Below are 25,888 nucleotides of genomic sequence, written 5' to 3'. Positions count from 1 at the left end.
AGGATGCGCTGCCACAGCTGACGCATGAAAATGTTTGTAGGTCTTGCGAATGGCTAAAATGCCGTTTTTACGGGGTATCCTATGAACTTTTCCGGAAAATATCCGGCTGTACGGCTGCATCACCACCTTCTCGTGATGTACTTTCTTCTTTGAGCGTACTTTTTTTCCTTATAATGGACAGACGTGTTGCGTCGCACTCTTGGATTCTTTATGCACATTTGCAGGTCATGAAGCAAAACGCAGGTACCTCTTCTGTTCCTGAAGTTCCCGCATCCGTACGAGGTCTAACCACGGACTCGCAATCGTTTCCCGCAGCAGCCGAAGAAATCCGCGAATGCCGAACTGAGAAGTTAATGCCGCCACAACTTCAACCAGTCCGGCCAGTTCATTCATCAAATGGGCCAGATGCATAAGGTAGTGGTATCCTCTCATCGCGTTCCAATCATAGGCGAAAACATGCTCGTACTGGTACCCTTGCCGTTTCTCTTGCAGGATGTCGTTCTCCAGTCCCCAGCGGCTCCGGGCCATCACGTTGCAACGCACATGCAGGTTGCGCTCATGGAGCGGTTCGCTGGAAAGCCAGGCATGGCGGGAGGTTTTCGTGACGATCTTGGCCTGCTCATCTGCTTCTTCCCACGTTTCTTCACAGACGACGACGTGTACGGTCTGCTTCAACCGTTCATTGGAGCCATAAACGTATTCGATGTCATTCGTATACCGGAATGTCTGGGCTCTCCCCTTCCAAGTGCGGGTGACGGTCTGCTCCGGATGGAGCTTCATGAGCGCATGTGCTTCCTTCCATACGCTCAGCAGCGAATCGTTCTGCAGCACGATCATAAATTCCCACCGGTTTTTGCGGCAAAGCGCCATCACCGGACCGTTGGCATACAAGCCATCCAGCAGAAGCGTCACGGGCAAGCGGGGAAACGCCGCTTTCAGTCGTGCCGCCAGCCGGTAAAACGCCTTTAATTCACAATCCTGTTTGCTGCTCCCTTCATCGACCGTGTTATCCAGAAATTCGCTCATCAGCGGCAACACCAACCCGCTGGGAAACACCAGCTTCGCTTCCAGCAGATACACATAGTATTCCGGCTCTTCTTTGCCGCCCGGTTTCCGGTGCAGTTGCTCTTCGGACAAACACGTTTGCGTCACCAATTTTTGTGTGCCGTCTACCGCGATCAGATATCGTTTCTTCACCAGATCGTTTCGAAACTTTTTGCTTCGGATGAGCCGCCGAAGCAGCTTCAGGTGCGCCTGCTCAATCTCCTGTACTTCGATCCGCTCCAGCAACCGGCACAGCGTATCGTGATGCGGCAAACTTTCCAGTTCGGGAAACAACGCCTTTAGATTCTCGTACAGCACAGGACGGCTCATCTCGCGTCCGGCTTCCCGCCGCGACGCATATTGAAACACAAACGCCAGTATCCCGTACAGCATCAGCACGGTGAGCTTGTGCTTGACTTTGTTGGGATGGCGCGGATCCTCGATCTTCCCCAGGTCATGCAGCAGCCCCGGCAGCAGTTGCCGGAATACGTTCAGGGTTCCCTCCACCGCCTGCTGTCTTCCCGCCTTTTCCTCTTCCGGCGTCTTCCATATGCTGTTGCGATTCGGAAGCGTTGCTTTACGCGGCATGGCTATGCCCTGCTTCTGCTGACGGACTCGGAGCATCTTCTGGCTTCTTCTTTTGGCTTTGCGGCGTAACTGGGCTGCGGACACCGGTTTACTCATCCCGCTCACCCCCGGATACGGGCAGCGAACACAGCTGCGCTCGAAAATCCCGCCGCAGCGGATAGACAAAGATGCGTTTCCGGCTTAGCGCATGCTCGTGTGTTCGGTCCATGCGCCCCCGTCCGGCGGTAAGACCAAGATCGATCCAATTGGCCGCCCGGTAACACGTCCCTGCGTAATGCGCCGTGTCCACGAATGTCTCCAGCAGTACGGGTGCATAGCCGTATCGCTCCTGCCAATCGACGACGATTTGGCATGATGCTATCGCCAGCGCTTTGCTCGCCAGGTTCTTGATCTTCACCCATGGAAAGATGAGAAACCGAGTATTGTTCACGACCAGATGCAAACGCTGGCTGCGGTCTTCCCTGCTCCAGCCAATCCAGTTGTCGCGTTCAGCCAAGGCCCATGCCGACGCAGAAAACAGCAGACATCCGAGCCGACGCTTCGGTTCGGCGCTTGACCAGATAAAGTAGCGCTGATGGGCGCCAAACGGGCGTTTGTAGCCCAGCATGTGGTAACGTTCAATGAAACTGTTCCAAAGGCGAACATCGGCTTGGTCTTGAACGGGTTCCAAAGCGATTGGGGCATATTGAGATACAGTGCCGGAAAGAACTGCTTGCTCCTGAAGTTCATCACTTTGCGCGAAAGGAACATAAGGATTACGAACGACCGTCTTCCGCTTTGCCGGAAGAACAATCTCACCCTTGGCTTCCAACTTCTCAAGCAATGCCATACAGGCATCTCGCTTATACTTTCCGTTAGGAGCGAACCATTCAAGCCCCTCACAGATGGTATGTGCCAACTCTGTTCGGGTTAAGTGCTTGAACCGGCGTACGATGTACTTGATATCTTCCAACTCTTGCTTGGTAAATATCCGTCCAGCTAACAGCTCCGAGTCCTGAGTCATAAAGATTTCGCCCCCCCCCACAGGTTCCCACACTATTATCGCATAGTGTTTTTGCCTTGTCCAGCACGGGATTGCGAAAAAGTTTTTTCGACGATCTATGAAAACCCGCGTCAAATGTTACATCTCAGTTTCATGCGTCAGTACTGATGCGCTGCCGAAAATGAACCCCCGGACTATGAATAATTCCTCCGTAATTCCTACAACAATAACAGGGAGCAAGAAAAGCGCCTTTTATTTGCCGAAAAAACAGGAATCAAGTGGTAAACGGCAAAAGAAAAAATAAGGCCACTGTGTTCCAAGCCACAAGCACGCAAACTAAGGACGTAAAAAAAGAACCCGGTTCTCCCAAAACGTGAAAGAACACGGGCTTCTCAAAACGGATCAGAAACTCAGAAACCGGATGCGCCTTAACAAAACGTCTTAAAACGTCCTCCTGATGCCAATATCAAGGAGATACGACCGCGGCGTTAACGGAGCGCCGGACGAAGTCGGCGACCTCCCGGGCATCGGCCAGCCGCAGGGCCTGCTGCGCCATAACGGCCATCTCCGCCCTGGACAGGCTGCGGATCAGACTGCGGGCAGGAAGGATGGACGCGGCGCTCATGCTGAACTCGTCCAGCCCCAAACCGAGCAGCAGCGGAACGGCCAGGCGGTCTCCGGCCATTTCCCCGCACATGCCCACCCATTTGCCGTGGGCGTGCGCGGCGTCAATCACTCCCGCGATCAGCCTAAGCACCGCCGGATTGAACGGCTGGTATAGATGCGAGACCCGGCCGTTCATCCGGTCGGCCGCCATCGTATACTGGATCAGGTCGTTGGTTCCAATGCTGAAAAAATCGACTTCCGGCGCAAAAAGATCGGCCATCACCGCAACCGACGGAATCTCGACCATCATCCCGACACTGACGTTATCCGAAACCTCTGCCCCTTCAGCAAGAAGCTTCCTTTTCTCTTCCGCCAGCATTTGCTTGGCCCGCCGCAGCTCCTCCAGAGCGGCGATCATCGGAAACATGATGTGCAGCCGGCCATACACGCTCGCCCGCAGCAGAGCCCGCAGTTGGGTACGAAACAGCTCCTCCCCCGCGCTATCTAGGCACAGGCGGATCGCCCGGAAGCCGAGAAACGGATTGTCCTCCCGCGGCAGATTCAGACAAGGCGCCTCCTTATCGCCGCCGATATCGATCGTGCGCACGACGACCGGCTTTCCGGCCATCGTCTCCAGCACCTGGCGGTAAGCCGAAAATTGCTCTTCTTCGGACGGAGCGTCGGCGCGCCCCATATACAGAAATTCCGTACGGAACAGACCGATGCCTTCGCCGCCGCATTCAATGACCTCGTCGGCGTCGGCTGGACTGCCGATATTTCCGGCCAGCAGCACCCGCTGCCCGTCGCCGGTGACGGTAGGCTGCCCGACGAGCAAAGCCCATTCCCGTTTCTTTTGCGCTTCTTCCCTCCGTCTGTCTTCATACTCCGCGACAAGCTCGCGCGAAGGATTCACCAGCAGGACGCCTTCATGGCCGTCGAGGATCAACAGATCGTTGTGCCGGACAGACTCCATCACGTCCGCGCTTCCGACGATTGCCGGAATCCCCATGGATCGGGCCATGATCGCCGAATGAGAGGTGCGACTGCCGGCGCTGATCGTGAATCCCTTCACAAAAGTCCGGTTCAACCGGGCCGTATCGGAAGGCGTCAGGTCATGCGCGACAATGATGACCTCCTCCGTGATCCCGCCGAGATCCTGGAACGGTTCGCCGGATAAGGCAGCCAGCACCCGCCGCGTTACGTCGCGGATGTCCGCGGCACGTTCCCGCAGATATTCCGTGCCCAGCGCTTCGAACGCCGCGGCGATTTCCCGCGCCGTTTCCCGCAGGGCGAATTCAGCCGTCACCGCTTCATTGCGGATCTTGTCCCTGACCGGGCCGAGCAGCTCCGGGTCTTGAAGGACAAGCAAATGCGCTTCAAATATTTTAGCTTCTTCCTCTCCAAGTTCAGCGGCGGTATGCTCACGGATTTCCTCAAGCTCCCGGCTGCTTTGGGCTACGGCGGCTTCCAGACGTTCCAATTCCGCTTCCGCGCCAAGCGCGCTTTCCTTCTCGATCACCGGCTCATGGCTTTCCATCACATAGGCCTTCGCTATCGCAATGCCCGGCGAAGCGGGAATGCCTCGCACCATCTTCACGCTCATTGGCCAAGCCCCTCCCGGATGATAACTCCGCGCAAAGCGGCGATCGCTTCCTCTTCATCTTCCCCGGAGCTCGTGATCGTGAAGCGATGCCCATATTCAATACCCAGCGACATGACGCCGACGATGGACTTCAGATTGACGGTCTTCCCATCGTATTCCAGCCGGATGTCCGATTTGAATTTGCTCGCGTGCTGCACCAGAACCGATGCCGGGCGGGCATGGATGCCGGACTCCTCCGTCACTACAAACGTCTCGTTCACCATGATCCGCCACCCTGCCTTTTCACCGCTGCCGCCAGCGTCTTAAATCGGTCGGCCGCATGCCGGACCGTAAAACCGTACTCTTCGAGCAAAACCTCCGCCGGCGCGGACGCCCCGAAATGATCCAGCGCAAGCACATCCCCTTGCTCCCCTATATACTCTCTCCAGCCAAGCGGCGAACCGAGTTCAATCGCTAGCCGCGCCTTCAGCAAAGACGGCAGCACGCTTTCCTTGTACTCGGCGCTCTGGCGCTCGAAACGGTCCCAGCTCGGCATGCTGACCACCGATACCTTGATCCCCTCTTCCGCCAGCTTTGCCTGTACGGCCAGCGCCAGGGCAACCTCCGAGCCGGTCGCCAGCAATAAACCTTCCGCCTCGCCCTGCGCAGGCGAAAGGACATATGCGCCCCTCGCCACGCCTTCGTAAGCCGCTTCCCGGGAAATGGGCAGCGTCGGCAGGCTCTGGCGGGACAGCACGAGCGCCGTCGGCGTATCTTCGCTCTCCAGCGCAAGCCGCCAAGCCGCGGCGGTCTCCATCGCATCCGCCGGACGGATCAAGGACAATCCTGGCATCGCTCGCAGCGAAGCCAACTGCTCGATCGGCTCGTGGGTCGGCCCGTCTTCCCCGACCGCCACGCTGTCATGCGTAAATACGTAGATGACCGGAAGCTTCATCAACGCCGCCAGGCGAATCGCCGGACGCAGATAGTCCGAGAATACAAAGAACGTCGCTCCGTACACCTTCACGCCTCCATGCAGCGCCATGCCGTTCATCATCGCTCCCATGGCGAACTCGCGTACGCCGAAGCAGATGTTCCGCGCGGCGTAATCGCGGCGGCTGAAATTGCCTTCGCTGGCAAGCAGCGTTTTGTTGGAGCTTGCCAGATCGGCCGAGCCACCGATCAATTGCGGGATGGCCTGCGCCGCCGCGTTCAGCGTCTTGCCGGAAGCATCGCGCGTCGCCATCATCTGGCCGGTCGCGAACGAAGGCAAGCCCACATCCCAGCCTTCCGGAAGCTGCCCGGATACGGCGGCGGCAAACCGCGCAGCCTCTTCCGGGAACTTGTGCCGATAGCTGTTCCACAGATCATTCCAGGCGGCTTCCCGCTCCCGTCCGCGCTGCGCCAACCGTGCAAAGTGCGCCTTGACCTCATCCGGCACATAAAACGGCTCGCGGTAATGCCAACCATAGGCGGCCTTGGCGGCCGACGCCTCCTCCGTTCCCAGCGGAGCGCCGTGGCAGGCCGACGTCCCGCCCTTGTTCGGCGCGCCGAAGCCGATGACCGTCTTCACTTCGATCAAGGTCGGCCGTTCGGTATCGGCTTTGGCTGCGGCAATCGCCCGGCGGATCGCCGCAAGATCGTTCCCGTCTTCCACGCGCAGCGTCTGCCATCCGTAAGCCTGGAACCGCTCCAGGACATTTTCCGAAAAAGACAGGTCAAGATCGCCGTCGAGCGAAATATCGTTGGAATCGTACAGCACAATCAGCCGCCCTAGTCCCAAATGTCCGGCGAGTGACGCCGCTTCCGCGGACACGCCTTCCATCAGGTCGCCGTCGCCGCAAATGCTGTAGGTGTAATGGTCTACAAGCGGGTAACCTTCCTTATTATAGATGGAAGCCAAATACCGTTCGGCCATGGCCATTCCCGCCGCCATCGCGATGCCCTGACCCAGCGGGCCGGTCGTCGCGTCCACTCCGGGCGTATGGCCGAACTCGGGATGCCCCGGCGTTCGGCTGCCCCACTGCCGGAAGCTTCGCAAATCTTCCAAGGTCAGCCCGTAGCCGAACAGATGCAGCAGACTGTACAGCAGCGGCGATCCGTGTCCGGCGGATAATACGAACCGATCGCGGTTGAACCATCCCGGATTGTCAGGATTATGGCTCAGCTCACCGGCCCACAGCGCGTAGGCCATGGGCGCAGCGCCCATCGGCATGCCCGGATGGCCGGATTTCGCCCGCTCGACCATATCGATGGACAAAGTGCGGATCGTATTCACCGCCAGCATTTCGATACTGTTTGCAGCAGAATCAGTATTCATAAGGTTTTCTCCCTCTTTCTTTATTCGGATCGGGCGGAACGCTCGTAATTTGACACCTTGTCAATCCGCCGTTGATGGCGTCCGCCTTCAAACTCCGTCTCTATCCAGGTCTTCACGATTTCTCTTGCCAATCCGGGCCCGATAACCCGCTCACCCAAAGCCAGCATGTTGCTGTCGTTATGGAGCCGCGTCGCCTTCGCGCTGAACACGTCATGCGCGAGCGCGCAGCGAATGCCGGGCACCTTGTTGGCCGCGATCGACATGCCGATTCCCGTTCCGCAAATCAGAATTCCCCGCTCCGCTTCTCCGTTGGCGACCATCGCCGCCGCCCGAATCGCATAGTCGGGGTAATCCACCGCATCTTGGGTATCGCAACCGAGGTCGACGACTTCCGCGTTCATTTCCCGCAGCAGGGACGCAAGCTCCCTTTTCAGCATCAATCCGCCGTGGTCATTGGCTATGACAACCTTCATCGCAACAGTCTCACCCTCCTTTCCTCATTTTCATCATATCATTGTGAAAATTACGAATGTACGCGTTTTCATCCCAATTTATCGCCCGCGCCATGTGCATCATTGGGATGCGCCGCTTTCGGCTGCACAAGGCATCCTCGCCCGGCCGCGCGCCGTACCGGGTGCAGCCCATCCAAAATTCGCGACCAGCGTGTAGCGGTCACATCCCTTTCGGCAAAGCCGCGTTGTCCATGGCGGCTCTGAAACGGGCGGCATTGTGCCCGATGCCTTCGCTGTTGTACAGAGCGGAACCGGCGACGATCACATCGGCGCCCGCTTGGACAACCTTACCGACATTGGACAGCTTGATGCCTCCGTCCACCTCTATATCCACACTCACGCCCAGCGCATCGATCGTTTTCCGCACCGCCCTGATCTTCTCCAGAACAGCAGGGATGAAGCTTTGCCCGCCAAACCCTGGATTTACGCTCATCATCAGCACCATGTCGATCTCTCCAATCACGTAATCCAGCACGTCCGGCGGTGTCGCCGGACTGAGAGCGACGCCGCTTTTGACGCCGGAAGCCTTAATTTCCTGAATGGTCCGGTGCAAATGGCGGCACGCCTCCGCTTGAACCGTAATGATATCGGCGCCTGCAGCGGCAAAACGGGCGATGTACCGCTGCGGCTCCTCGATCATCAAGTGCACGTCGAAAGCCAGATTGGTATAGGGGCGGACGGATGCGATGATGTCCGGCCCCAGCGTAATATTCGGCACAAACGCTCCGTCCATCACATCGATATGAATCATATCGGCTCCTGCCTTGTCGGCCGCCTCAATCTCGCTGCCAAGCTTGGAGAAATCCGCCGCAAGAATCGATGGCGCCAGCTTCGGCTTATTCATCGGTTTTCTCCTTTCGTCCCCTGCTTTTTTAGCGCCGTCCGACGAACGATTTTGAAGATGGCATAGATAAAAACGACGCAGCTTGCCGGGAATTGATATTTAAGCAAAAGTCCGCTAATATACCTGCCGTGCGGTCCCAAAATATAGTCCAGGAAGCTTTCCACCATACAATCACCCGCTTCCGCTAAATTGAAGACCCTGCTTTAAGAAACGGGGGTTAGAACAACCTTGATCGCCTCGCCGTTTCTCATCAGCTTAAACGCTTCAGCCCATTCCGTTATAGGGAATTTGTGCGTCACCAGCGCTTTCGCGTTGACGCGCTGTTCGTTCATAAGCCGCAGGGAAGGCTCCCAATCGAACGGATTCTGGCTGCGGCAGCCGATGACGCTGATTTCCTTCTGGATAATTTTCTCAAAATCAACCGGAATTTCCGGCGATGCGAATATGCCCACCTGCACATAACGCCCTTGTTTGGCCAGAACGTCCAGTCCCATCGCAACAGCCGGCACCGCGCCGGTGCATTCCAGCACAACATCCGCGCCGTATCCGTTCGTCAGCCCGTTAGCCAGCTCCTTTAAGTCCTCGTTTTGGATGTTCACAGCATAGTCGATCCCCAGTTCAAGCGCCTTTTCGAGACGGACCTTATCTTTGCTGAGCCCGGTAATGATCACAGTTGCGCCCAGGCTTTTGGCGATCTGCGCCGTCAAGAGCCCGATCGGTCCCGGGCCTAGCACCACAACGACCTCGCCTTCCTTAATGCCGGCCTTGGAAACGGCATGATGCGCGCAAGCAAGAGGCTCGGTCAGGGCAGCCGACAAATAATCCACGTTGTCCGGCAGCTTATGCACGCTTTCTTTGCGGGCGACGACATATTTGGCGAAACCTCCGTTTTGCTGGGTTCCCAGCCCTCTGCGGCTTGCGCACAGATTGTATTGCCGTGATTTACAATACCTGCACTCCCCGCAAATGAAAAAGGTCGTTTCCGAAGTGACGCGGTCCCCGACCTGGATTCCCTCTACGTTCGCTCCCACCTCTACCACCTGGCCGGAAAACTCATGGCCCAGGGTAACGGGCGCCTTGACTTTATACTTGCCTTCATAGGTATGCAGATCCGTTCCGCACACGCCGGCATACTTCACCTCAATTTTGACCTGATCCGGCCCGATCTGCGGTTCCTCGACCTCCATGACCTCCAGGTTTCCAAATCCAAGCTCCTTTTTAACCAATGCTTTCATCTTCGCCCCTCCAATTTGTATCTATTTATTTGGTGGTGCGCCGCTGCCTGCATAAGGTATAATGAGGAAGAATAAGCGCGGATGTAAGGATCGGTTTTCCGCGTTTATTCGGCAGCTTTGCAGCCCCCAAAAAAGGTCATAAACGGCCCGTTTCCCGTCTGTTCGGGGTGAGCTTATTTGAAAAACAGGCCGTTTGTTGTCCAAGCCATCCGGATGCAAAGACTGTTGTTTCACACGGGCTAATATAAGTGCCAGCTTATATTAGCTCTGGAATGCAGTTGTTTGCCGCCCTTAGTTAAACAAGGCAAACACTTTATATATGACGTAGTTGATCAGATTCCCGCTCTGGTCGATACTGGAGATTTGCGTTGTTCCCTCAGGCATGTTGAAATGGGCATCTATCGCCATTTGCGTATTCAGCGGCGCCAGGTCGGTCGCCATATATAGCGACAAGGCGATGAGCACGGTCCCGGCAATCACCGAGTGGATGATGTTGCCTTTGGCCGCGCCGACGATGAAGGCTACAATGAACGGAATCGTGGCCAGATCAACGAAAGGCAGCACCTTGTTGCCGGGCAGGAACACCGCCAGCGCAACAGTAATCGGAACCAGAATCAGCGCGGTGGCAATGACCGACGGATGGCCGATGGCCACTGCGGCGTCAAGCCCGATGTACACGTTGTCGGCGCCGAACTTGCGTTTGAGGAAATCGCGGGCCGATTCGGAGATCGGCATCAGACCTTCCATCAAGATTTTGACCATCCGCGGCATCAGGAACATCACGCCGCCCATCGCCATACCGACCTTGATCACCTCGCCCGCGTTGTACCCGGCCAAAATGCCAAGCGCGATCCCCAGCACCAGCCCCATGAAAATCGGTTCTCCAAAGACGCCAAAGCGCTTTTGAATGCTTTCCGGATCGGCATGCAGCTTGCTCACTCCCGGAATTTTCTGAATCAGCTTCACCAGCGGAATGCCGAGCGGCGCATAAGATACGGTGCTGCCCGTCGGCACGGAAATGCCGGGCAAATCGAAATAGCTCTCCAGCATCGGCGCGGTCCAGTCGGCAATTTTGAGCACGATAATCTGGAAAATGATCGCAGCCAGCAAGCCTAAAACGACGCTTTGGGTAAGCGCATACACACAAGCGCCTGTAAAAGTGAAATGCCAGAAGTTCCAAATATCGACGTTCATCGTCTTGGTCGTTTTCGTCACCAGCATGATCACGTTGACCAATAGCCCTGCCGGGATAATGAACGGCGCGATCGGCGAAGCCCACGAGATGGAAGCCGAACCGGGCCAGCCGACATCGATCACGTTGAGCTGGATGCCAAACCGCTCGACCATCCCGTTCGCCGCCGGTCCAAGATTATTAACCAGCAAATCCACGACCAGAGAGATGCCGATAAACCCTACGCCGATCGTCAGACCGGAACGGAAAGCCTTGCCCGGCTTCTGCCCGAAGATTATCCCCAGAATAAAGATCGCCACCGGCAAAATGACGGTCGGACCTAAATCCAAAAATGAGCGTAAAGCGCCAACCATATCTTGCATTCCAATCCCCCCAAAATGTAAAAATGTATTATTTCAACAGTTCCTGTAAAATTTTGGCTTTGACTTCATCGATGCCGATCCCGGTCAGAAACGCTCTTGCGTTGATGACCGGAAATGGATATTCTTTGTTGGCGATGGTCGTGCTGACGAGCAGGTCCGCACCTTCAGCCAGCGAGGGCACTTCGGTAATTTTGCACTGCACTAAATTGGCCTCGATATGGTTGGCCTTGCACAATTCCTTGAGCGCTTCAGTGACGATGGTTGAGGTGGCGATGCCCGCCCCGCAGGCGACCAGAATGGTCTTTTTAGTCATATGATTCGACCTCCTTGATTTCTTCAGGCTGCAATTTGTCGTTCATCAATGCTTTGACGGCGGCGGCGCTCTCCCCATGGCGAAGCGCATCAAGCATCCGTCCGTCCTGGATAATTTGCATCAGGCGCGTCAGCAGCCTAAGCTGGGATTTCTTCTGGTCCATGGCCAGCATAAATACGATCTCCACCGGGGTCGTCGCGCTCTCTTCGCCCATGATGCCGAACTCCACCGGCCGCTTTAAAATGCCGATGCTGATCGCCTTGCGGTTCACATGCTCGATATCGGTATGGGGAATGGCGACGGAGCAGGACACGGTCGGAAGCCCGGTGGGAAAGGTCTGCTCGCGTTCGATGATCGCCCGGATGTAGCTCTCCTTCACAACACCGTGGGCCAGCAGATTGCCGGCCATTTCGCTTAACACTTCTTCCTTGCTGTCTCCCTCCAAGCCAAGCAAAATGAAAGATTCCTCAAGCCATTCGGTACTCATGTACGATCCCTCTCTCTTCATCTATGGAAAATGCGGCGGCGATTTCGTGGATTTTCTCGGGCGTATCCGCTTCAATCAAGGCCATCACCTCCTCTTGGTTACCGGCAAGCTTCATCAGTTGGTTCAAGGAGCGCAGATGCCGGTACTTATCCTTGGCGGCAATGACCACAATGACATGGATCATGTACCCTTCCGCGTAACATACCGGTTCCTCCAGACGCAGCAGGCTCATGGACACTTCATGGACTCCGCATTCGGGATCGGCGTGCGGGATGGCCACTTGATGGCCGATGATAATGTAAGGATCCCTGCTCTCACTGGCTTCCAACATAGCCTGCACATAGCCCGCAGTGATGCTGCCGCGGCGAAGCAGCGGCTCCGCGGCCATACGGACGGCTTCCTCCCAAGATTTTGCGCATCTGGCCAGCGTGATCGTATCTGGAACAATTAGATCGCTTAAGTCCGGCATCTCCGGGGCCATAAAGGGGTTGTTCCTTAGCTCGCGTTCAGGCATGAGATACTGCTTAAGCTCCAGGAGCAGCGACTGGCTGTTTTGGATAACGGCATATTTTCCGATGATCTCCATGATTCTGTCCATGTTGAACTCGGAAGGAACATAACCGTGGAGCTCCTCCATCACCTGCTTGCGCAGTCTGTATCTGTCCTCCTTCCCGAGAAATGTCTTAATGAGAAACAGCTTCTTGTCGGTCGGCAAATAAACGGTGGAGAACACGACATCGTACTCCAGCGCGTAATTGTGGAACTCGCGGACGGACAGCGCATCGAAAAAGACGAATTCCGGGAACAGTTCGCGCAAAGTGCTCTCCAATAGCCTGGAGACACACACGCCCTTGGGGCAAACGACAAGCGCCCTGATCTTCTGCCGAATGCTGTCCCCCTGCCTTGTGCACCAGCCGCCGATCAGCATCGTCAAATAAGTCGTTTCGCTCTCCGGTATTTCGGCGCCAATCAGTTCCACGAGAGGGCCGCAAGATTTTTTGACCAGATGATGCAGTTCCTTGAACTCCTTGCTGACCGATTCCTGCAGCGGATTCGTAATGGAGAGACGGTATTTGATCCGGTAATAGGCCGGCTTCAGGTGCAGCAAAATTTTGTTGTGCAACTGCTCCTTGTCCTGCAGCGTGACACAGGCGTTACGCTCGAACTGGGACAGCATCTCGGACAACGCCCGGTTTAGCTCCGGCAACGTATCGTCGGACAAATAATCGGTGGAAGAGATATTGGTCGTAAGCAGATGCAGCGTAATGAACATTCTCTCTTCCATCGGAATGGGCTCAAGCTCGCTGAGCAGTTCCTCCACGGCCCTGTACTCCTTGGTATCGGACAGTTCATCATAGTGAATATGGAACCCCTCGACAACTCGCCCCTGCTTCACTCTTCTGAGCAGCAACAGCAAAATATAGGGCATGGACTCCAGCTTTTCGTCGGTGAATTTCAGGTTCAGCTTGCTTTCCACCGCTTCGATTTTGCGGCGAAGGGCGGCGACTTGAGAAGGAGCGGCTCCGGCAAGCTCCCTGAGCCAGTTCTCTCCGCCATACGTTTCCAGCGTTTTGTGGACGATGTCGATCAGGGCCTGCCGCTGGTTAAACTCATTTCCCTCGATGTAGTAGCCGTGCATTCTGGAGTATTTGATCTCCAAATGCAGCGGGCTTATGGCATCCTGCGCATTTTTCAAGTCGCGGAGAATCGTATTTTTGCTCACACCGAGAGCATGCGTAAAATGAAACAGCGACAATTCTTCGTTTTTGCTCAGCATCATCAAAATAATCAGATTGGCGCGTTCTTCCGCGGACAAATTGTAGTTGCCCTTCGTGTTCCGCTCCCGGTCCATCGACAGCGCGGTAAACAGCGCCTTGCCGATCAGAAATTGCCCGGTCCTGCTTCTCTTGATTTCCGGCAAATAATTGGCTTTGAGCCAATCATTGATTTTGCTCAGGCTGTACTCCACCTGCCTTCGGCTTAAGCTGTACTTATGCTCCAGATCCTTGTTCTTGATTCCGGGATTGGTCAACAGCTCACGCAACAGTTGACTGCTTCTCGCATCAAGCTCCATATTCTCCTCCTTTCTCCAAGTAGCTGGTGGTGGAATCAGCCTCTTTCGCCCAAAATCATCTTATCATCCCGCATCCGGAAAATGTACGCGTTTTCATCCCAATTTCTAGCATGCGAATTGTACAACATTGTGATTTTCCTCGCTCCCTTATAGAAGGACAATAAGCAAGCAAAAAAAAGACACCGCCATCGGTGTCTTTAGCTCCAAATCGATAATCTGGAAACGTGTTTACTTTTTCTTCTTGCGCACAAACGCAGCGGTGGCGTTCCCGCCGCTCTTGCCCTTGCCTCCGCCCCGCTTGCGGCTTGGGGCGGCATCCCCGGCGCCCTCGTCGCGGGCGCCGATGAAGATCCCGCTCGCGGACGTCTTCTTCCGCCGCGAGCTCTTGCCCTCGCCGGTGCGGTAACCAGGGCCGGCATCGCGGGCGACGGCGACCGTCCCGGAGGCATAGCCTCCCTTGCCGGAGCCGAAGCCAAACATCGGCGCCGGCGCGCTCGCCGCGGCGCCGGTGTCCTCGCCCGCGCTGCTGTCGGCGCGGGCCTCAGCGCGGCCAAGCGCGATGCCGCCGCTGCCTTTGGCAGCGCCGCCGCGCTTGCCGCGCTTCCCGCCGGGGGTGCCCACCCCGGCGTCCTCATCGGCGGCGACGAAGTCCGCCGCCGCTGCTCGGCCGGGCTTGCCGGCTCCGCGGCCGCCCTTGCCTTTGCCGCCGCCGGCTTTGCCACGGCCGACGTCCTTGCCCTTGGCGGCCTTGTTGCCCCGGCCGCCGCCCCAGCCGCCGCGCCCGCCGGCGAAATCCCCGCGCTGCCGCGGCTTCATGTCGACCATCTCAAAATCAATCGTATGGTCGTCCATATTCACGCGGGCCACGCGGATTTTCACTTCGTCGCCGATCCGATAGATCTTCGACGTCCGTTCCCCGATCAGCGCCATATGCTGCTCGTGGAAATGGTAATAGTCATCCGTCATCGCACTAAGCCGGATCAGCCCTTCCACCGTGTTCTCCAGCTCGACAAACATGCCAAAGCTGGTTACGCTGCTGATAATGCCGGTGAATTCTTCCCCGACCTTGTCCAGCATGAACTCCGCTTTCTTCAGCTGTTCCGTATCGCGCTCCGCCTCCACGGCGATGCGCTCCCGCTCGGACGATTGCTGCGCGATATCCTGCATGCGGCTGGCCAAATACTCCATGCGCGCTTCGCTCAGCGTCCCGCCGCTTTCGATGACCTCGCGGATAACCCGGTGGATCACCAAGTCCGGATAGCGCCGGATCGGCGACGTGAAGTGCGTATAGAACTCTGCCGCCAGCCCAAAATGCCCGGTGCTTTCCGCATCATACTTCGCCTGCTTCATCGAACGCAGCATCATCGTGCTGATGACCGTCTGCTCCTTCGTGCCCTGAATATCCTCGAGCAGCGTTTGCAACGCGCGCGGATGCACCTTGTTGCCTTTGCTGCCTTTGACCGTATAGCCGAAGTTGGCGACAAACGCCAGGAAGTTCATTAACTTCTCCTGATCCGGATCCTCATGGATCCGATAAATAAACGGCACCTTCAGCCAATAAAAATGCTCCGCCACCGTTTCGTTCGCGGCCAGCATGAATTCCTCGATGATCTGTTCCGCGATCGAACGCTCGCGCTTCACGATATCCACCGGTTTCCCGTTCTCATCAACGATCACCTTCGATTCCACGAAGTCGAAGTCGACCGCCCCGCGCCTCATGCGGTTCGCCCGCAGCTTCAGCGCCAGCTCCTTCATTAGCTGGAACGTCTCAACGAGATCCGCATACCGTGCCGTAACTTCAAGATCTTCCTCCTCCAGGATCTTGCGCACATTCGTGTAAGTCATTCGCTCCTTCGTACGGATCACGCTGGTGAAAATATCGTGCTTCACGACCTTCATCTGCTCGTTAAATTCCATCTCACAGGACAACGTGAACCGGTCCACCTTCGGATTCAACGAGCATATCCCATTGGACAACCGGTGCGGCAGCATCGGAATAACGCGGTCTACCAAGTACACACTGCAGCCGCGGTTATAGGCTTCCTGATCGAGCTTTGAATTCTCCCGCACGTAATACCCAACGTCGGCGATATGCACGCCCAGCTTAATATTCCCGTTGGGCAGGCGCTCTACGTTTACGGCATCATCCAGGTCCTTCGCATCCTCACCGTCGATCGTCACGATCACCTTGTCGCGTAAGTCCCGCCGTCCTTGGCGGACGATCTCCGCCTCGTCGATCACGTCGGGAACTTCCTGCGCCTCTGCCATCACGTCATCCGGAAAAGCCTCCGGCAACTGATGCTTGCGGATGATCGACAAAATGTCGACGCCCGGGTCATCCTTGTGACCTAAAATCTCGATGACCCGACCAACCGCCGCAGACCGTCCCTCGGGATACTCCACGATTTCGGCCACGACCTTCTCGCCGTCAACTGCAGCGCCAAAGCCTTCCCGCGGGATAAACAGATCCTTGTTGATCCGTTTATCGTCCGGGATCACAAAGCCAAACGATTCGTTGTTCTGGAAGACGCCTACCACCTGCGTGATGGCCCGGTGCACGATGCGTACGACCTCACCTTCCAGCTTGCCGCCGCCCGCGCTCTTCGAGCTGACGCGCACCAGCACCGTATCGCCGTTCATCGCGCTCTTCAAATCATTAGCATGAATGTAGACGTCCGGATGATCGCGATCCTCTGGGATCAGAAATGCAAAGCCTTTGGGATGAGCCTGCAAGCGCCCGCGCACCAAATCCATTCGTTCCGGAACCCCGTAGCGATGAGTGCGGGTAAGAATAATTTGTCCATTTTGCTCTAACCGGTTGAGCATTTTCAGAAATTCTTTAAAATCGGCGGCATCGGTGATCCCAAAATGCTCCTCCAACTCCTGGTACGTCATCGGTTTATATGCCGTTTCCCGCATAAAAGCGAGCAGTTCCTCTTCCGTAATTACTTTCAAATGATTTCACCTCAAACCCGGCTCGTCCCGCAGGGGCCGGGGTGTTATTTTGCATGATGATTCCATGATCTTCCTCACGGTGTATATCCCCTAGTATACACGAAATTCGGGTTTGGCATCCGTTTTCGCCCGGGATTGGGTGAAATCACTTGATTTTCATGAAAAAGCCTTCATTTTATGAAAAAATAACCGACATTATAAAGTAGGAATTCCATGAATTAGGAGAGGGAGAGGGTATGGAGAATTATCGAATTCTGCAACGACGTAATAAATTATTCGTCAAAATTATATGGGGAATGGTCGCCCTTGGCGTCCTGACCGACATCATGATCCAGGTGGACAGCAAAGTTCTATATACCTTGATCATCGTCGGCGGAATTTGTTGCTCCATCGCAACCTACATGACTTACGCCAACAAAGGAACCCGCTACGTCATGTTTGTCATTCCCGTGATCACCTCATTGTTGACTTTTCTGCTGATCTATCATGATCCCGATCCGATCGTCAGCACGTATTTGCTCGTCTACGTATCTATCGGCATCATGACGTTGTATTCGAACTACAAGCCGATCATTCTATCTGGCTTATTGGGGATGGGGATCACGATTTATTTCTTCAACGTTCCCTTCTACCACGATAAATTATTCCCCCGCGAGTCGTTGAGCTATCTGCTGCTGTTCCTGGCATTTCTGACAGTTGCTTTAGCTTTTGCTGCCCGGTTCAGCGAACGTCTGCAGAAGGATGTATTATCTCAGCAGCAGGATACGATGGAGGCAAAACGCCGCAGTGACGAGCTGCTTTCGAAACTGCAAGCTTCACTGGACGTGCTGGGACGTCTAAGCACTCAGTTGCGGGAGAACGTAACCGTCACGGGGTCCATCTCCAAAGAAATTACGACGACCTTTGGCAGCGTCTCCTCGACCTTGGAACGGCAGACGCTGGGGCTGCAATCTACAACCCAATCGGTGCAGGAGGTTGGCGGAGCCGTAGAGGTGACAGCCGAGATCTCAGCCCGGCTTCAAGAGCTGTCATCAGACATGCTGCATAATACAGAAGCCGCCGGAGCGAAGATGAACGCCTTATCCGTACATATTCAACATTTGCAGCAAATCATTACCGACACCGTCACCCAAATGCAGAAGCTTCGGGACCAAAATGAGCAAGTCAGCCAAATTGTCGATACGATCCATGGTATCTCTGCGCAAACAAACCTGCTGGCGATGAATGCCGCAATTGAAGCCGCTCATGCCGGAGAGCATGGCAAAGGCTTCGCCGTGGTCTCCTCGGAAATCCGCAAGCTTGCCGAGAACTCACAGCAGGCCACCCAGCGGATTAACGATATTCTGGCGGACGTCATTGAGCAAATCAACAACGTTGCTGAACAGATCACACTTGGCTCCACTGCGGTTCATTCCGGGCAGGAAGAAGCCCAAGAAGTCCAAAGCTACATGGGCAAAGTGTCTGACAATGCCCGCACGGTGAATGAGCACTCTGGCGAAGTCGATCGCTCGGTACGGCAGATGCAGGACCAGTACACCAGCATTATGACAGAAATTATGGAGCTAGCTGAGAGCACCGAGCACAACATGAGCGCCGCGCAGCAAATTCTGGCGGGCATCGAAGCGCAGGACAGCAAAATTCACGAGATCGTGAGACACTATCAAGATCTCGACAACTTGATTCTCACCCTATCGGCGACGGCCGCAGGGGATACGACGCAGGACATCACTCCTCAACCAGCAACGGTGTCGTCCGGGTCCACTTCAGAATCACACGAACCTTCTTCGAGTTCGACCAACCCGGAAGCGAAGACGATTCAAGATCAAGAGACTTCCGTTCCGGCGGAACCTACCAAAGAGCCTGTCTCAGTCGGCTAGCAAAGAATCACACAAAAAAAGGCTTGCCTGAGGCAAGCCTTTCCCTTTATTGCATTATGTAGATAAAACCGTGTCCAGACTTAAGGACTTGATCGTTTCCAAATACCAATCATAACGCTCCGGATGCTCATAGAACTCTGCCGCATGAATAATGGCCGGTATAACGTCGTCTCCTTTATAGAATTGGCGTTCCCCAACTTGGGTCATCGGAACATGAAAAGAGATACGAAGCGCCCGGAACAAGGTGGGCTCAAGCAAGGTGACGTAATGGCGAATCCCGTTCTGCTCTGCAAACAGGACGATCGTTGCGAGCAACCGGTTCAGGTTGCGGCCGCGGTATCTCTTCAGCAGAGCGACTTTATCCACCTCGGCGATCTCCCCTGGCCCAGAGCACATGATGGCCGGATGATCGTCAAACGGCGCCAATCGGTTCAAGGGCTCGTCCGAGTGCGGGACATAGGGTTTAAACTCCACCGTTCCCACCGGCACCCCCGCCTCGTCATATACGAGGCAACGACCTAAGACGTTCTCAGCAAATTCCGGCTCAAAGCCTTTTTCCATCCAGGCCTCCATCCAAATCGAGTGGAACAAGGTTCCTTCCTCCAGCGTTTCCACCGGCTTGTACAAATTCCTTCCTCCTCTCATTGCATGTACCAAAATTGTAATATTTTTACCCCTCACAAACCACGAAAATCCTACATAATCTAACATTTATTACTAAAAAATTCCTTTCAATATTGTTACAATTCTCTTTCAGAACTCAGACCCAAGATCGTCTCACCGCATCGCCGCCCATTTACAGAACGGCATCTTTCGGGTACTTAAATTTCGTCGTTGAGGTCCTTTCTCTTGAACGTTATAGATACCCCTCTGTACCTCCGCTTTTCGCCGTTCCATCGTTCCACCGTTATCCTTCTACACTTTCCACCGCTCTATCTATTTGCTCTATCTTACCTTTGCTCTATCTTACCTTTGCTCCATCTTACTTCCGCTCCATCCTACCGTCGTTCCACCCTTCCCACCTTTATACCTTCCTCCCCTCTTTACCTGATTATCCCTTTCGTTCAGATGGGGATTTTAAGAGGTTTCCATCCTCATTTTTTTGCTGATCATCCAAAGCAAAATAATTAGGTTAAAAATGGAATTTAATTCTTGTAATAGGAACGTATGTTTGGTATAATAAGGAAAACAAGAATATATGTGCGTATATTTGATTTTAGTTTCGTTTGAAGCGGAGGGATCGGGCATGGAATTAAATATGAATACGGATCTTCACCCTATCAGCAGCCGTTTTCAAAGTGAGGCGGACTGCATCGAGGCGATCATCGCTATGAAGTGGCCTGACGGTTTCTTTTGTCCGCGCTGCGCTTATACCGAGTGCACCCGTCTGTCCTCCCGTCGCCTTCCTTTAATTGAATGTGGAAGATGCAGCTATCAAGCCTCTCCTTTGGTCGGCACGATTTTTGAAAGAACCCATCTGCCCCTTGTGAAGTGGTTTCGAGCCATCGAGTTGTTCCTGCTTCCCGACGGCATCTCGGCGCTGCGGTTGAGTCAGGTCATTGAAGTTACCTACAAGACCGCTTGGCTCATGCTGCACAAAATCCGTCATACCCTCGGCGAATGCGATGCCCGGGAACTGCTCTCTGGAGACGTGAAGGTAAACTGCGATCAGTATGCGTATGATTCGTCGCGTTATCATCCGGCTGCTCAGCCTTATGCCACCGCGGTTGTAGCCGGCTGCACGGTCACGGAGTATGGCGAGCCGGAGCGGGTGAAGATCCAGCTGATTTCGCATAAAAGAGGACAACGGGCCGACCGGCATGATCTCGCCGCGTTCATCCATGATCATATCGATGTCCATACCTCCACCGTTCAGTCGTTCCATTTGGCTTATCGGCTGTATCTGCCTTTGCGGAAAGAAGTAAGAGCGGCATGGAATTCTCTAAAGCGTACATATGTCGCCTTAGGAATAAAGCATCTTCAGGCATATTTGAATGAGTGCACCGTCCGCCGCCATCTGCGTTTGTCCGGTTCCGAGGAAGAAATGCACCAGAACATGCTGCAGATGTGCATATCCATTCCAGCTATCCCTTACCGCGAGTTGATCAACCATCACCAGAATCAGTCCATTGCGATTGCGGCTGCTGCTTAATCGAAGTGCTAGAACGGTCGGGAAATGGCAGGATGAGGTGCTATAGCTTGGGGTTAATGGAGTGTATGTAATCAGGTAGGTGGGTGGTTTGTTTCACAATGGGTGCCATTTGTACTCAATCAGCCTAAACAAGGCTCCCTTCTTTTCTCAAACAATTCGTTATCTCTGAACTCGTTCCAAGACGGCTTTTATCCATACCCTTCGGCTTGATCGTGATATCCTTACCAATCAATTTTTTGCAACTTTTCTTATAGGCCCGTATCGATTAGCCTTTTTCGCAGACAATTTTACTTCCCCACTGTGCTTGGGTTTCGGTTCCTGTTGCTATTTCTGTTTCTACTTCCGTTTCACTTTCTGTTTCTGTTGCTATTTCTGCTTCTACTTCTGTTTCACTTTCTGTTTCTGTTGCCCTATTTCTGTTCACTTTTCTGTTTCTGATTCTGTTGCACTTTCACAACAACCTGATGCAACGGGATAATCCTCAAAAAAGGCGGGCGGAGATACTATGTTGCCGGAAGGAGACACTATGTTGCCGAGGAGAGGCCGTACCGAAATGCGGGTAAAAGCTAAAAAGCCCCCGTCTCCCCATAGGAGACGAGGGCTTGCCTGACAAATTTGATTTGCTTAGTCTAGTACGATGGCCACGATGATCGACAAGATGAAGAAGCCAACCGCCAAGCCAACCGTGACTCGTTCGAGAACGAGCTCCATGCCGCGAGCTTTTGTTTTTCCGAAAAGATGTTCAGCACCCCCGGAGATGGCTCCGGAAAGACCCGCGCTCTTCCCTTTCTGCAGCAACACAACTGCGATCAAGCCGATCGAGAAAATAACGAGCAATACCTTAAGCAAAATATCCATTCAATCCACCTCCTAAGTGAGAAACATCTTTCATCTATTCCATAACTTTGATGTTTACGATACAAAAACAGCATTATTATTGTACCACAGCGTTCCCGAAATAACAACCGTTTCGTGCGTACAACCCCGTCCAACCATACACAAAGTCCCCTGTTTCTTACGAGCAGGGGACTTGCGTTAGTTAAGCCGTGATCTGAACGGCCGCCCTTCTTAACGATGAGCTTTCAGGTTGTAGAAGGATTTCAGGCCGTTGTATTGAGCCAAGTCTGCCAATTGATCTTCGATGCGAAGCAATTGGTTGTATTTCGCGATACGGTCCGTACGGGACGGAGCACCGGTTTTGATTTGGCCAGCGTTTGTTGCCACAGCGATATCGGCGATCGTGCTGTCTTCGGATTCGCCGGAACGGTGGGATACAACCGCTGTGTAACCAGCGCGTTTGGCCATTTCGATGGCGTCGAACGTTTCGGTCAACGTACCGATTTGGTTTACTTTGATCAGGATCGAGTTACCGATACCCTCTTTGATACCTTTATACAAACGTTCAGTGTTGGTTACGAACAAATCGTCACCCACGAGTTGGATCTTGCTGCCCAGTTTCTCAGTGAGCAGTTTCCAACCTTCCCAATCGTCCTCAGCGCAGCCGTCTTCGATTGTGATGATCGGATATTTTTCAACCCAAGAAGCGAGCAAGTCAACAAACTCAGCGGAAGTAAAGGATTTGCCTTCGCCTTCCAGATGGTATTTACCGTCTTTGTAAAACTCGGTGGAAGCAACGTCCATACCCAGGAATACGTCTTTACCTGGAGTATAGCCAGCTTTCGTAATAGCTTCCATGATCGAGGACAATGCGTCTTCGTTGGAAGAGAAGTTTGGAGCAAAGCCGCCTTCGTCGCCTACAGCCGTGTTCAAGCCTTTGGCTTTCAGAACGGATTTCAGGTTGTGGAAGATTTCAGCACCTGTACGGAGCGCTTCTCTGAAGGAAGGAGCACCTACCGGCAGGATCATGAATTCTTGTACGTCTACATTGTTGTCCGCATGCGCACCGCCGTTCACGATGTTCATCATCGGAACTGGAAGCTGCTTCGCGTTAAATCCGCCCAGGTAAGCGTACAGTGGCAGATCCAATGCATCAGCTGCTGCGCGAGCTACTGCCATGGAAACGGCCAAGATCGCGTTAGCGCCCAGTTTGCCTTTGTTTGGCGTGCCGTCCAGCTCGATCATCAATTTGTCGATGCCGACTTGGTCCAGCGCGTCCATGCCAATCACTTCAGGAGCGATGATTTCGTTAACGTTCTTCACGGCGTTCAGTACGCCTTTGCCTAGGTAACGAGTTTTGTCGTCATCGCGAAGCTCTACAGCTTCATGCGCACCCGTGGATGCGCCGGAAGGAACGATGGCGCGGCCCATAGCACCGGATTCAAGATAAACTTCAACTTCAACCGTTGGGTTCCCGCGGGAGTCCAGGACTTCGCGAGCGTATACGTCAGAAATAATCGTCATGGTTACAGTCTCCTTTTTAAGTAGTTATTCCATTCAAATGGTAATCTATGTTCTTACGCCTTGCGGCTGGCAATCATCGATTGACCGGTCATTTCCGGCGGCTTCGGCAAGCCCATCAGGTCGAGCAGCGTCGGAGCTACGTCGGCGAGAATGCCTTTATCGCGAAGCACCACGTTCTCGTCGGTTACGATAAACGGTACCGGGTTCGTGGTATGCGCTGTATACGGACGACCTTCATCGTCGATTTCCATATCCGCGTTCCCGTGGTCGGCAATAATGACAACCACTCCGCCTTTGGCTTGAACGGCGTCTACGACTTTGCCTACGCACTCGTCCGTCACTTCAACCGCTTTGATCGTTGGCTCCATTTTACCGGAGTGGCCGACCATGTCCGGGTTTGCGAAGTTCAGAATGATCGCGTCGTGTTCATCGGATTCGATTTCCTTCACGCAAGCTTCAGCGACTTCGTAAGCGCTCATTTCCGGTTTCAAGTCGTAAGTTGCGACTTTCGGGGAGTTGATGAGCACGCGCTTTTCGCCTGGAAGCTCAACATCGCGTCCGCCGCTGAAGAAGAATGTCACGTGCGGGTATTTTTCCGTTTCGGCGATCCGCAGTTGTTTCTTCCCGTGTTGAGCTAACACTTCACCAAACGTATTGTCGAGATCCTTCGGCTTGTACGCAACGTACCCGTTCACCGTTTCTGCAAACAACGTCAAGCAGACGAAATGCAGATCTTTCGGGAATTTAGGGCCGCGATCGAAGCCTTGGAAGTCTTTATTCGTGAATACGTTGGACAGCTGAATCGCACGGTCTGGACGGAAGTTCAAGAACACGACGGAATCGCCGCTCTCAACTTGTGCGATTGGCTCGCCTTTGTCGTCCACGATTACGGTTGGCATCACGAATTCGTCATAGACCGATTTCTCGTACGATTCCGTGACTGCTTTAATCGGGTCGGTATATTTGGGACCTTCCGCATAAACCATGGCCCGGTACGATTTCTCGACGCGGTCCCAACGTTTGTCGCGGTCCATCGCATAGTAACGGCCTTGGACGGTGGCAATCTTGCCCACGCCAAGCTCGTTCATCTTAGCGATTAATTGCTCAAGGAAGCCTTTCGCGCTGTCCGGAGCTACATCGCGTCCGTCCAGGAATGCATGCACATAAATTTCATGCATATCTTCCTTCTTCGCCAGTTCGAGCATCGCAAACATATGATCGATGTGGCTGTGAACGCCGCCGTCGGACAGAAGGCCGTACAGATGCAGCTTTTTACCCTTCGATTTCGCGCTACGTACCGCATCCACCAGCGTCTCGTTCGTGAAGAATTCCCCTTCACGAATCGATTTGGAGATCCGAGTCAAGTCTTGGTAAACGATCCGGCCGGCGCCGATGTTCAAGTGGCCGACTTCGGAGTTCCCCATTTGCCCTTCTGGCAAACCAACGGCTTCCCCGCTGGCCGTCAGCGTAGTGTTCGGGTATTGTTTCAAATAACGGTCATAGTTCGGCTTCTTCGCTTGGGCAACCGCGTTGCCTTCCACTTTGTCGCGAAGCCCGAACCCGTCCATAATAATCAGAGCTACTGGTCTTGGAGCCGTCATTTATTTCGCCCCCTCAACGAGCTTGATGTACGATTCTGGCTGCAGGCTGGCACCGCCGACAAGCGCACCGTCGATGTCGCTTTGGCCCATATACTCCTTCACGTTTTCTGGTTTTACGCTGCCGCCATATTGAATGCGGATTTTCGCCGCTACGTCGTCACCGTAAAGCCCCTGAACCAGGCTGCGGATGTAGGAAATTACTTCGTTCGCATCTTGTGCGGTCGAGGATTTGCCCGTACCAATTGCCCAAATTGGTTCGTACGCAATCACCACTTGCGCTGCTTGCTCTGCAGTCAGACCTTTCAAAGCCGCTTCGGTTTGAACCTTCACGACTTCTTTCGTTTGGCCAGCTTCACGCTCTTCGAGCTTCTCGCCAACGCAAGGGATCGGGGTCAAGCCATGTTTGAAGGCAGCCAGGATCTTCTTGTTGACGATTTCGTCGGTTTCGCCGAAATACGCCCGGCGCTCGGAATGGCCGATGATCACATAGTCCACGCCAAGCTCTTTCAGCATGCGACCGCTGATTTCGCCAGTGAAAGCTCCTTCGTCTTCAAAATGCATGTTTTGTGCGCCGATTTTGATCGACGTGCCTTTCGCAGCTTCTACCAAAGCCGGCAGGTTGGTGAACGGCGCGCAAATGACGCTCTCTACGCCGGCAACCTCCGCTTTCCCTTTCACGGCTTCGAAGAAGGCTTTGGCTTCGGAAACGGTTTTGAACATTTTCCAGTTTCCGGCGATAATAGGTGTTCTCACAGAGCCCACTCCTTTTATTTCATAGAGGTAGCTCAAGAAATGGACCAT

21 protein-coding genes are annotated in these 25,888 nt (G+C 54.3%); 2 read left to right on the top strand and 19 right to left on the bottom strand.

Annotated features, from left to right (window positions below; genetic code table 11):
- Positions 1–225 precede the first annotated feature (225 nt).
- The 13 genes from ACL02P_RS19200 to rnr form a co-directional block, all read right to left on the bottom strand.
- The gene (locus ACL02P_RS19200) at positions 226–1,728 is read right to left on the bottom strand and encodes a transposase family protein (protein WP_412836758.1); all 1,503 of its coding nucleotides are present in this window, start codon (positions 1,726–1,728) and stop codon (positions 226–228) included.
- Positions 1,721–2,635 (bottom strand): DUF4338 domain-containing protein, encoded by a 915-nt coding sequence (locus ACL02P_RS19195; RefSeq protein WP_412836711.1) that lies wholly within the window; start codon positions 2,633–2,635, stop codon positions 1,721–1,723. Before ACL02P_RS19195 ends, ACL02P_RS19200 begins: the two co-directional genes overlap by 8 nt.
- 445 nt (positions 2,636–3,080) lie before the next feature.
- A complete protein-coding gene (gene ptsP, locus ACL02P_RS19190; RefSeq protein ID WP_412837871.1) occupies positions 3,081–4,823 on the bottom strand; it encodes a phosphoenolpyruvate--protein phosphotransferase in 1,743 nt (580 codons plus the stop codon).
- Positions 4,820–5,086, bottom strand: coding sequence for a phosphocarrier protein HPr (locus ACL02P_RS19185; protein WP_009224955.1), 267 nt, complete (start codon positions 5,084–5,086; stop codon positions 4,820–4,822). Before ACL02P_RS19185 ends, ptsP begins: the two co-directional genes overlap by 4 nt.
- A complete protein-coding gene (tkt, locus tag ACL02P_RS19180; protein WP_412837870.1) occupies positions 5,080–7,122 on the bottom strand; it encodes a transketolase in 2,043 nt (680 codons plus the stop codon). The genes ACL02P_RS19185 and tkt overlap by 7 nt, the downstream gene beginning before the upstream one ends.
- Positions 7,123–7,142: 20 nt before the next feature.
- Positions 7,143–7,595, bottom strand: coding sequence for a ribose 5-phosphate isomerase B (gene rpiB / locus ACL02P_RS19175; protein ID WP_009224957.1), 453 nt, complete (start codon positions 7,593–7,595; stop codon positions 7,143–7,145).
- A 199-nt stretch (positions 7,596–7,794) separates the two neighbouring features.
- Positions 7,795–8,478 carry a ribulose-phosphate 3-epimerase gene (gene rpe / locus ACL02P_RS19170; RefSeq protein ID WP_260071209.1) on the bottom strand — a complete coding sequence of 228 codons (684 nt, stop codon included), beginning with the start codon at positions 8,476–8,478 and terminating at the stop codon, positions 7,795–7,797.
- Between the two features lie 203 nt (positions 8,479–8,681).
- The gene (locus ACL02P_RS19165; RefSeq protein ID WP_009224959.1) at positions 8,682–9,713 is read right to left on the bottom strand and encodes a zinc-binding dehydrogenase; all 1,032 of its coding nucleotides are present in this window, start codon (positions 9,711–9,713) and stop codon (positions 8,682–8,684) included.
- Positions 9,714–10,004: 291 nt separating this feature from the next.
- Positions 10,005–11,267 carry a PTS galactitol transporter subunit IIC gene (locus ACL02P_RS19160; RefSeq protein ID WP_009224960.1) on the bottom strand — a complete coding sequence of 421 codons (1,263 nt, stop codon included), beginning with the start codon at positions 11,265–11,267 and terminating at the stop codon, positions 10,005–10,007.
- 28 nt (positions 11,268–11,295) lie between these two features.
- Positions 11,296–11,580, bottom strand: coding sequence for a PTS sugar transporter subunit IIB (locus ACL02P_RS19155; protein WP_009224961.1), 285 nt, complete (start codon positions 11,578–11,580; stop codon positions 11,296–11,298).
- On the bottom strand, positions 11,573–12,067 hold the full coding sequence (locus tag ACL02P_RS19150; RefSeq protein ID WP_009224962.1) for a PTS sugar transporter subunit IIA: 495 nt from the start codon (positions 12,065–12,067) through the stop codon (positions 11,573–11,575). Before ACL02P_RS19150 ends, ACL02P_RS19155 begins: the two co-directional genes overlap by 8 nt.
- The gene (locus ACL02P_RS19145) at positions 12,048–14,141 is read right to left on the bottom strand and encodes a BglG family transcription antiterminator (RefSeq protein WP_412837869.1); all 2,094 of its coding nucleotides are present in this window, start codon (positions 14,139–14,141) and stop codon (positions 12,048–12,050) included. Before ACL02P_RS19145 ends, ACL02P_RS19150 begins: the two co-directional genes overlap by 20 nt.
- Positions 14,142–14,369: 228 nt before the next feature.
- Positions 14,370–17,060 carry a ribonuclease R gene (gene rnr, locus ACL02P_RS19140; protein WP_412838265.1) on the bottom strand — a complete coding sequence of 897 codons (2,691 nt, stop codon included), beginning with the start codon at positions 17,058–17,060 and terminating at the stop codon, positions 14,370–14,372.
- A gap of 272 nt (positions 17,061–17,332) precedes the next feature.
- Here rnr and ACL02P_RS19135 point away from each other — a divergent pair, with 272 nt between their 5' ends.
- Positions 17,333–18,973, top strand: a complete 1,641-nt coding sequence (locus ACL02P_RS19135) for a methyl-accepting chemotaxis protein (RefSeq protein WP_412837868.1) — start codon at positions 17,333–17,335, stop codon at positions 18,971–18,973.
- A 54-nt stretch (positions 18,974–19,027) separates the two neighbouring features.
- On the opposite strand, the gene ACL02P_RS19130 is transcribed toward ACL02P_RS19135, so the two are convergent.
- Positions 19,028–19,600 carry a GNAT family N-acetyltransferase gene (locus tag ACL02P_RS19130; protein WP_009224966.1) on the bottom strand — a complete coding sequence of 191 codons (573 nt, stop codon included), beginning with the start codon at positions 19,598–19,600 and terminating at the stop codon, positions 19,028–19,030.
- A gap of 619 nt (positions 19,601–20,219) precedes the next feature.
- Here ACL02P_RS19130 and ACL02P_RS19125 point away from each other — a divergent pair.
- Positions 20,220–21,125, top strand: coding sequence for a transposase (locus ACL02P_RS19125; RefSeq protein WP_412837867.1), 906 nt, complete (start codon positions 20,220–20,222; stop codon positions 21,123–21,125).
- Between the two features lie 265 nt (positions 21,126–21,390).
- Here ACL02P_RS19125 and ACL02P_RS19120 read toward each other — a convergent pair whose 3' ends face one another.
- The 5 genes from ACL02P_RS19120 to tpiA all read right to left on the bottom strand — a co-directional run bounded on the left by ACL02P_RS19120 (position 21,391) and on the right by tpiA (position 25,840).
- The gene (locus ACL02P_RS19120) at positions 21,391–21,549 is read right to left on the bottom strand and encodes a hypothetical protein (RefSeq protein ID WP_323078546.1); all 159 of its coding nucleotides are present in this window, start codon (positions 21,547–21,549) and stop codon (positions 21,391–21,393) included.
- Between the two features lie 200 nt (positions 21,550–21,749).
- Positions 21,750–21,983 (bottom strand): preprotein translocase subunit SecG, encoded by a 234-nt coding sequence (secG, locus tag ACL02P_RS19115; RefSeq protein WP_009224969.1) that lies wholly within the window; start codon positions 21,981–21,983, stop codon positions 21,750–21,752.
- Between the two features lie 210 nt (positions 21,984–22,193).
- Positions 22,194–23,486 (bottom strand): phosphopyruvate hydratase, encoded by a 1,293-nt coding sequence (gene eno, locus ACL02P_RS19110; protein WP_009224970.1) that lies wholly within the window; start codon positions 23,484–23,486, stop codon positions 22,194–22,196.
- Between the two features lie 53 nt (positions 23,487–23,539).
- The gene (gpmI, locus tag ACL02P_RS19105; protein WP_009224971.1) at positions 23,540–25,087 is read right to left on the bottom strand and encodes a 2,3-bisphosphoglycerate-independent phosphoglycerate mutase; all 1,548 of its coding nucleotides are present in this window, start codon (positions 25,085–25,087) and stop codon (positions 23,540–23,542) included.
- On the bottom strand, positions 25,088–25,840 hold the full coding sequence (tpiA, locus tag ACL02P_RS19100; RefSeq protein ID WP_260071835.1) for a triose-phosphate isomerase: 753 nt from the start codon (positions 25,838–25,840) through the stop codon (positions 25,088–25,090).
- Positions 25,841–25,888 lie beyond the last annotated feature (48 nt).

The organism is Paenibacillus sp. MB22_1, assembly GCF_047200555.1.
GTDB classification, from domain to species: Bacteria; Bacillota; Bacilli; order Paenibacillales; family Paenibacillaceae; genus Fontibacillus; species Fontibacillus phoenicis.
The sequence above is the reverse complement of the archived record's forward strand: the minus strand, read 5'-3'. Positions and strand labels throughout refer to the sequence as shown.

Excerpts from the sequence above, each read along its gene's own strand:
- ACL02P_RS19195 (WP_412836711.1), bottom strand. The coding sequence starts at position 2,635 with ATGACTCAGGACTCGGAGCTGTTAGCTGGACGGATATTTACCAAGCAA.
- ACL02P_RS19145 (WP_412837869.1), bottom strand. The coding sequence starts at position 14,141 with ATGGAGCTTGATGCGAGAAGCAGTCAACTGTTGCGTGAGCTGTTGACC.
- ACL02P_RS19165 (WP_009224959.1), bottom strand. The coding sequence starts at position 9,713 with ATGAAAGCATTGGTTAAAAAGGAGCTTGGATTTGGAAACCTGGAGGTC.
- rpiB (WP_009224957.1), bottom strand. The coding sequence starts at position 7,595 with ATGAAGGTTGTCATAGCCAATGACCACGGCGGATTGATGCTGAAAAGG.
- tkt (WP_412837870.1), bottom strand. The coding sequence starts at position 7,122 with ATGAATACTGATTCTGCTGCAAACAGTATCGAAATGCTGGCGGTGAAT.
- ACL02P_RS19155 (WP_009224961.1), bottom strand. The coding sequence starts at position 11,580 with ATGACTAAAAAGACCATTCTGGTCGCCTGCGGGGCGGGCATCGCCACC.
- ACL02P_RS19185 (WP_009224955.1), bottom strand. The coding sequence starts at position 5,086 with ATGGTGAACGAGACGTTTGTAGTGACGGAGGAGTCCGGCATCCATGCC.
- eno (WP_009224970.1), bottom strand. The coding sequence starts at position 23,486 with ATGACGATTATTTCTGACGTATACGCTCGCGAAGTCCTGGACTCCCGC.
- ACL02P_RS19135 (WP_412837868.1), top strand. The coding sequence starts at position 17,333 with ATGGAGAATTATCGAATTCTGCAACGACGTAATAAATTATTCGTCAAA.
- gpmI (WP_009224971.1), bottom strand. The coding sequence starts at position 25,087 with ATGACGGCTCCAAGACCAGTAGCTCTGATTATTATGGACGGGTTCGGG.
- ACL02P_RS19160 (WP_009224960.1), bottom strand. The coding sequence starts at position 11,267 with ATGCAAGATATGGTTGGCGCTTTACGCTCATTTTTGGATTTAGGTCCG.
- secG (WP_009224969.1), bottom strand. The coding sequence starts at position 21,983 with ATGGATATTTTGCTTAAGGTATTGCTCGTTATTTTCTCGATCGGCTTG.
- ACL02P_RS19125 (WP_412837867.1), top strand. The coding sequence starts at position 20,220 with ATGGAATTAAATATGAATACGGATCTTCACCCTATCAGCAGCCGTTTT.
- ACL02P_RS19150 (WP_009224962.1), bottom strand. The coding sequence starts at position 12,067 with ATGAGTACCGAATGGCTTGAGGAATCTTTCATTTTGCTTGGCTTGGAG.
- ptsP (WP_412837871.1), bottom strand. The coding sequence starts at position 4,823 with ATGAGCGTGAAGATGGTGCGAGGCATTCCCGCTTCGCCGGGCATTGCG.
- rpe (WP_260071209.1), bottom strand. The coding sequence starts at position 8,478 with ATGAATAAGCCGAAGCTGGCGCCATCGATTCTTGCGGCGGATTTCTCC.
- ACL02P_RS19200 (WP_412836758.1), bottom strand. The coding sequence starts at position 1,728 with ATGAGTAAACCGGTGTCCGCAGCCCAGTTACGCCGCAAAGCCAAAAGA.
- rnr (WP_412838265.1), bottom strand. The coding sequence starts at position 17,060 with ATGCGGGAAACGGCATATAAACCGATGACGTACCAGGAGTTGGAGGAG.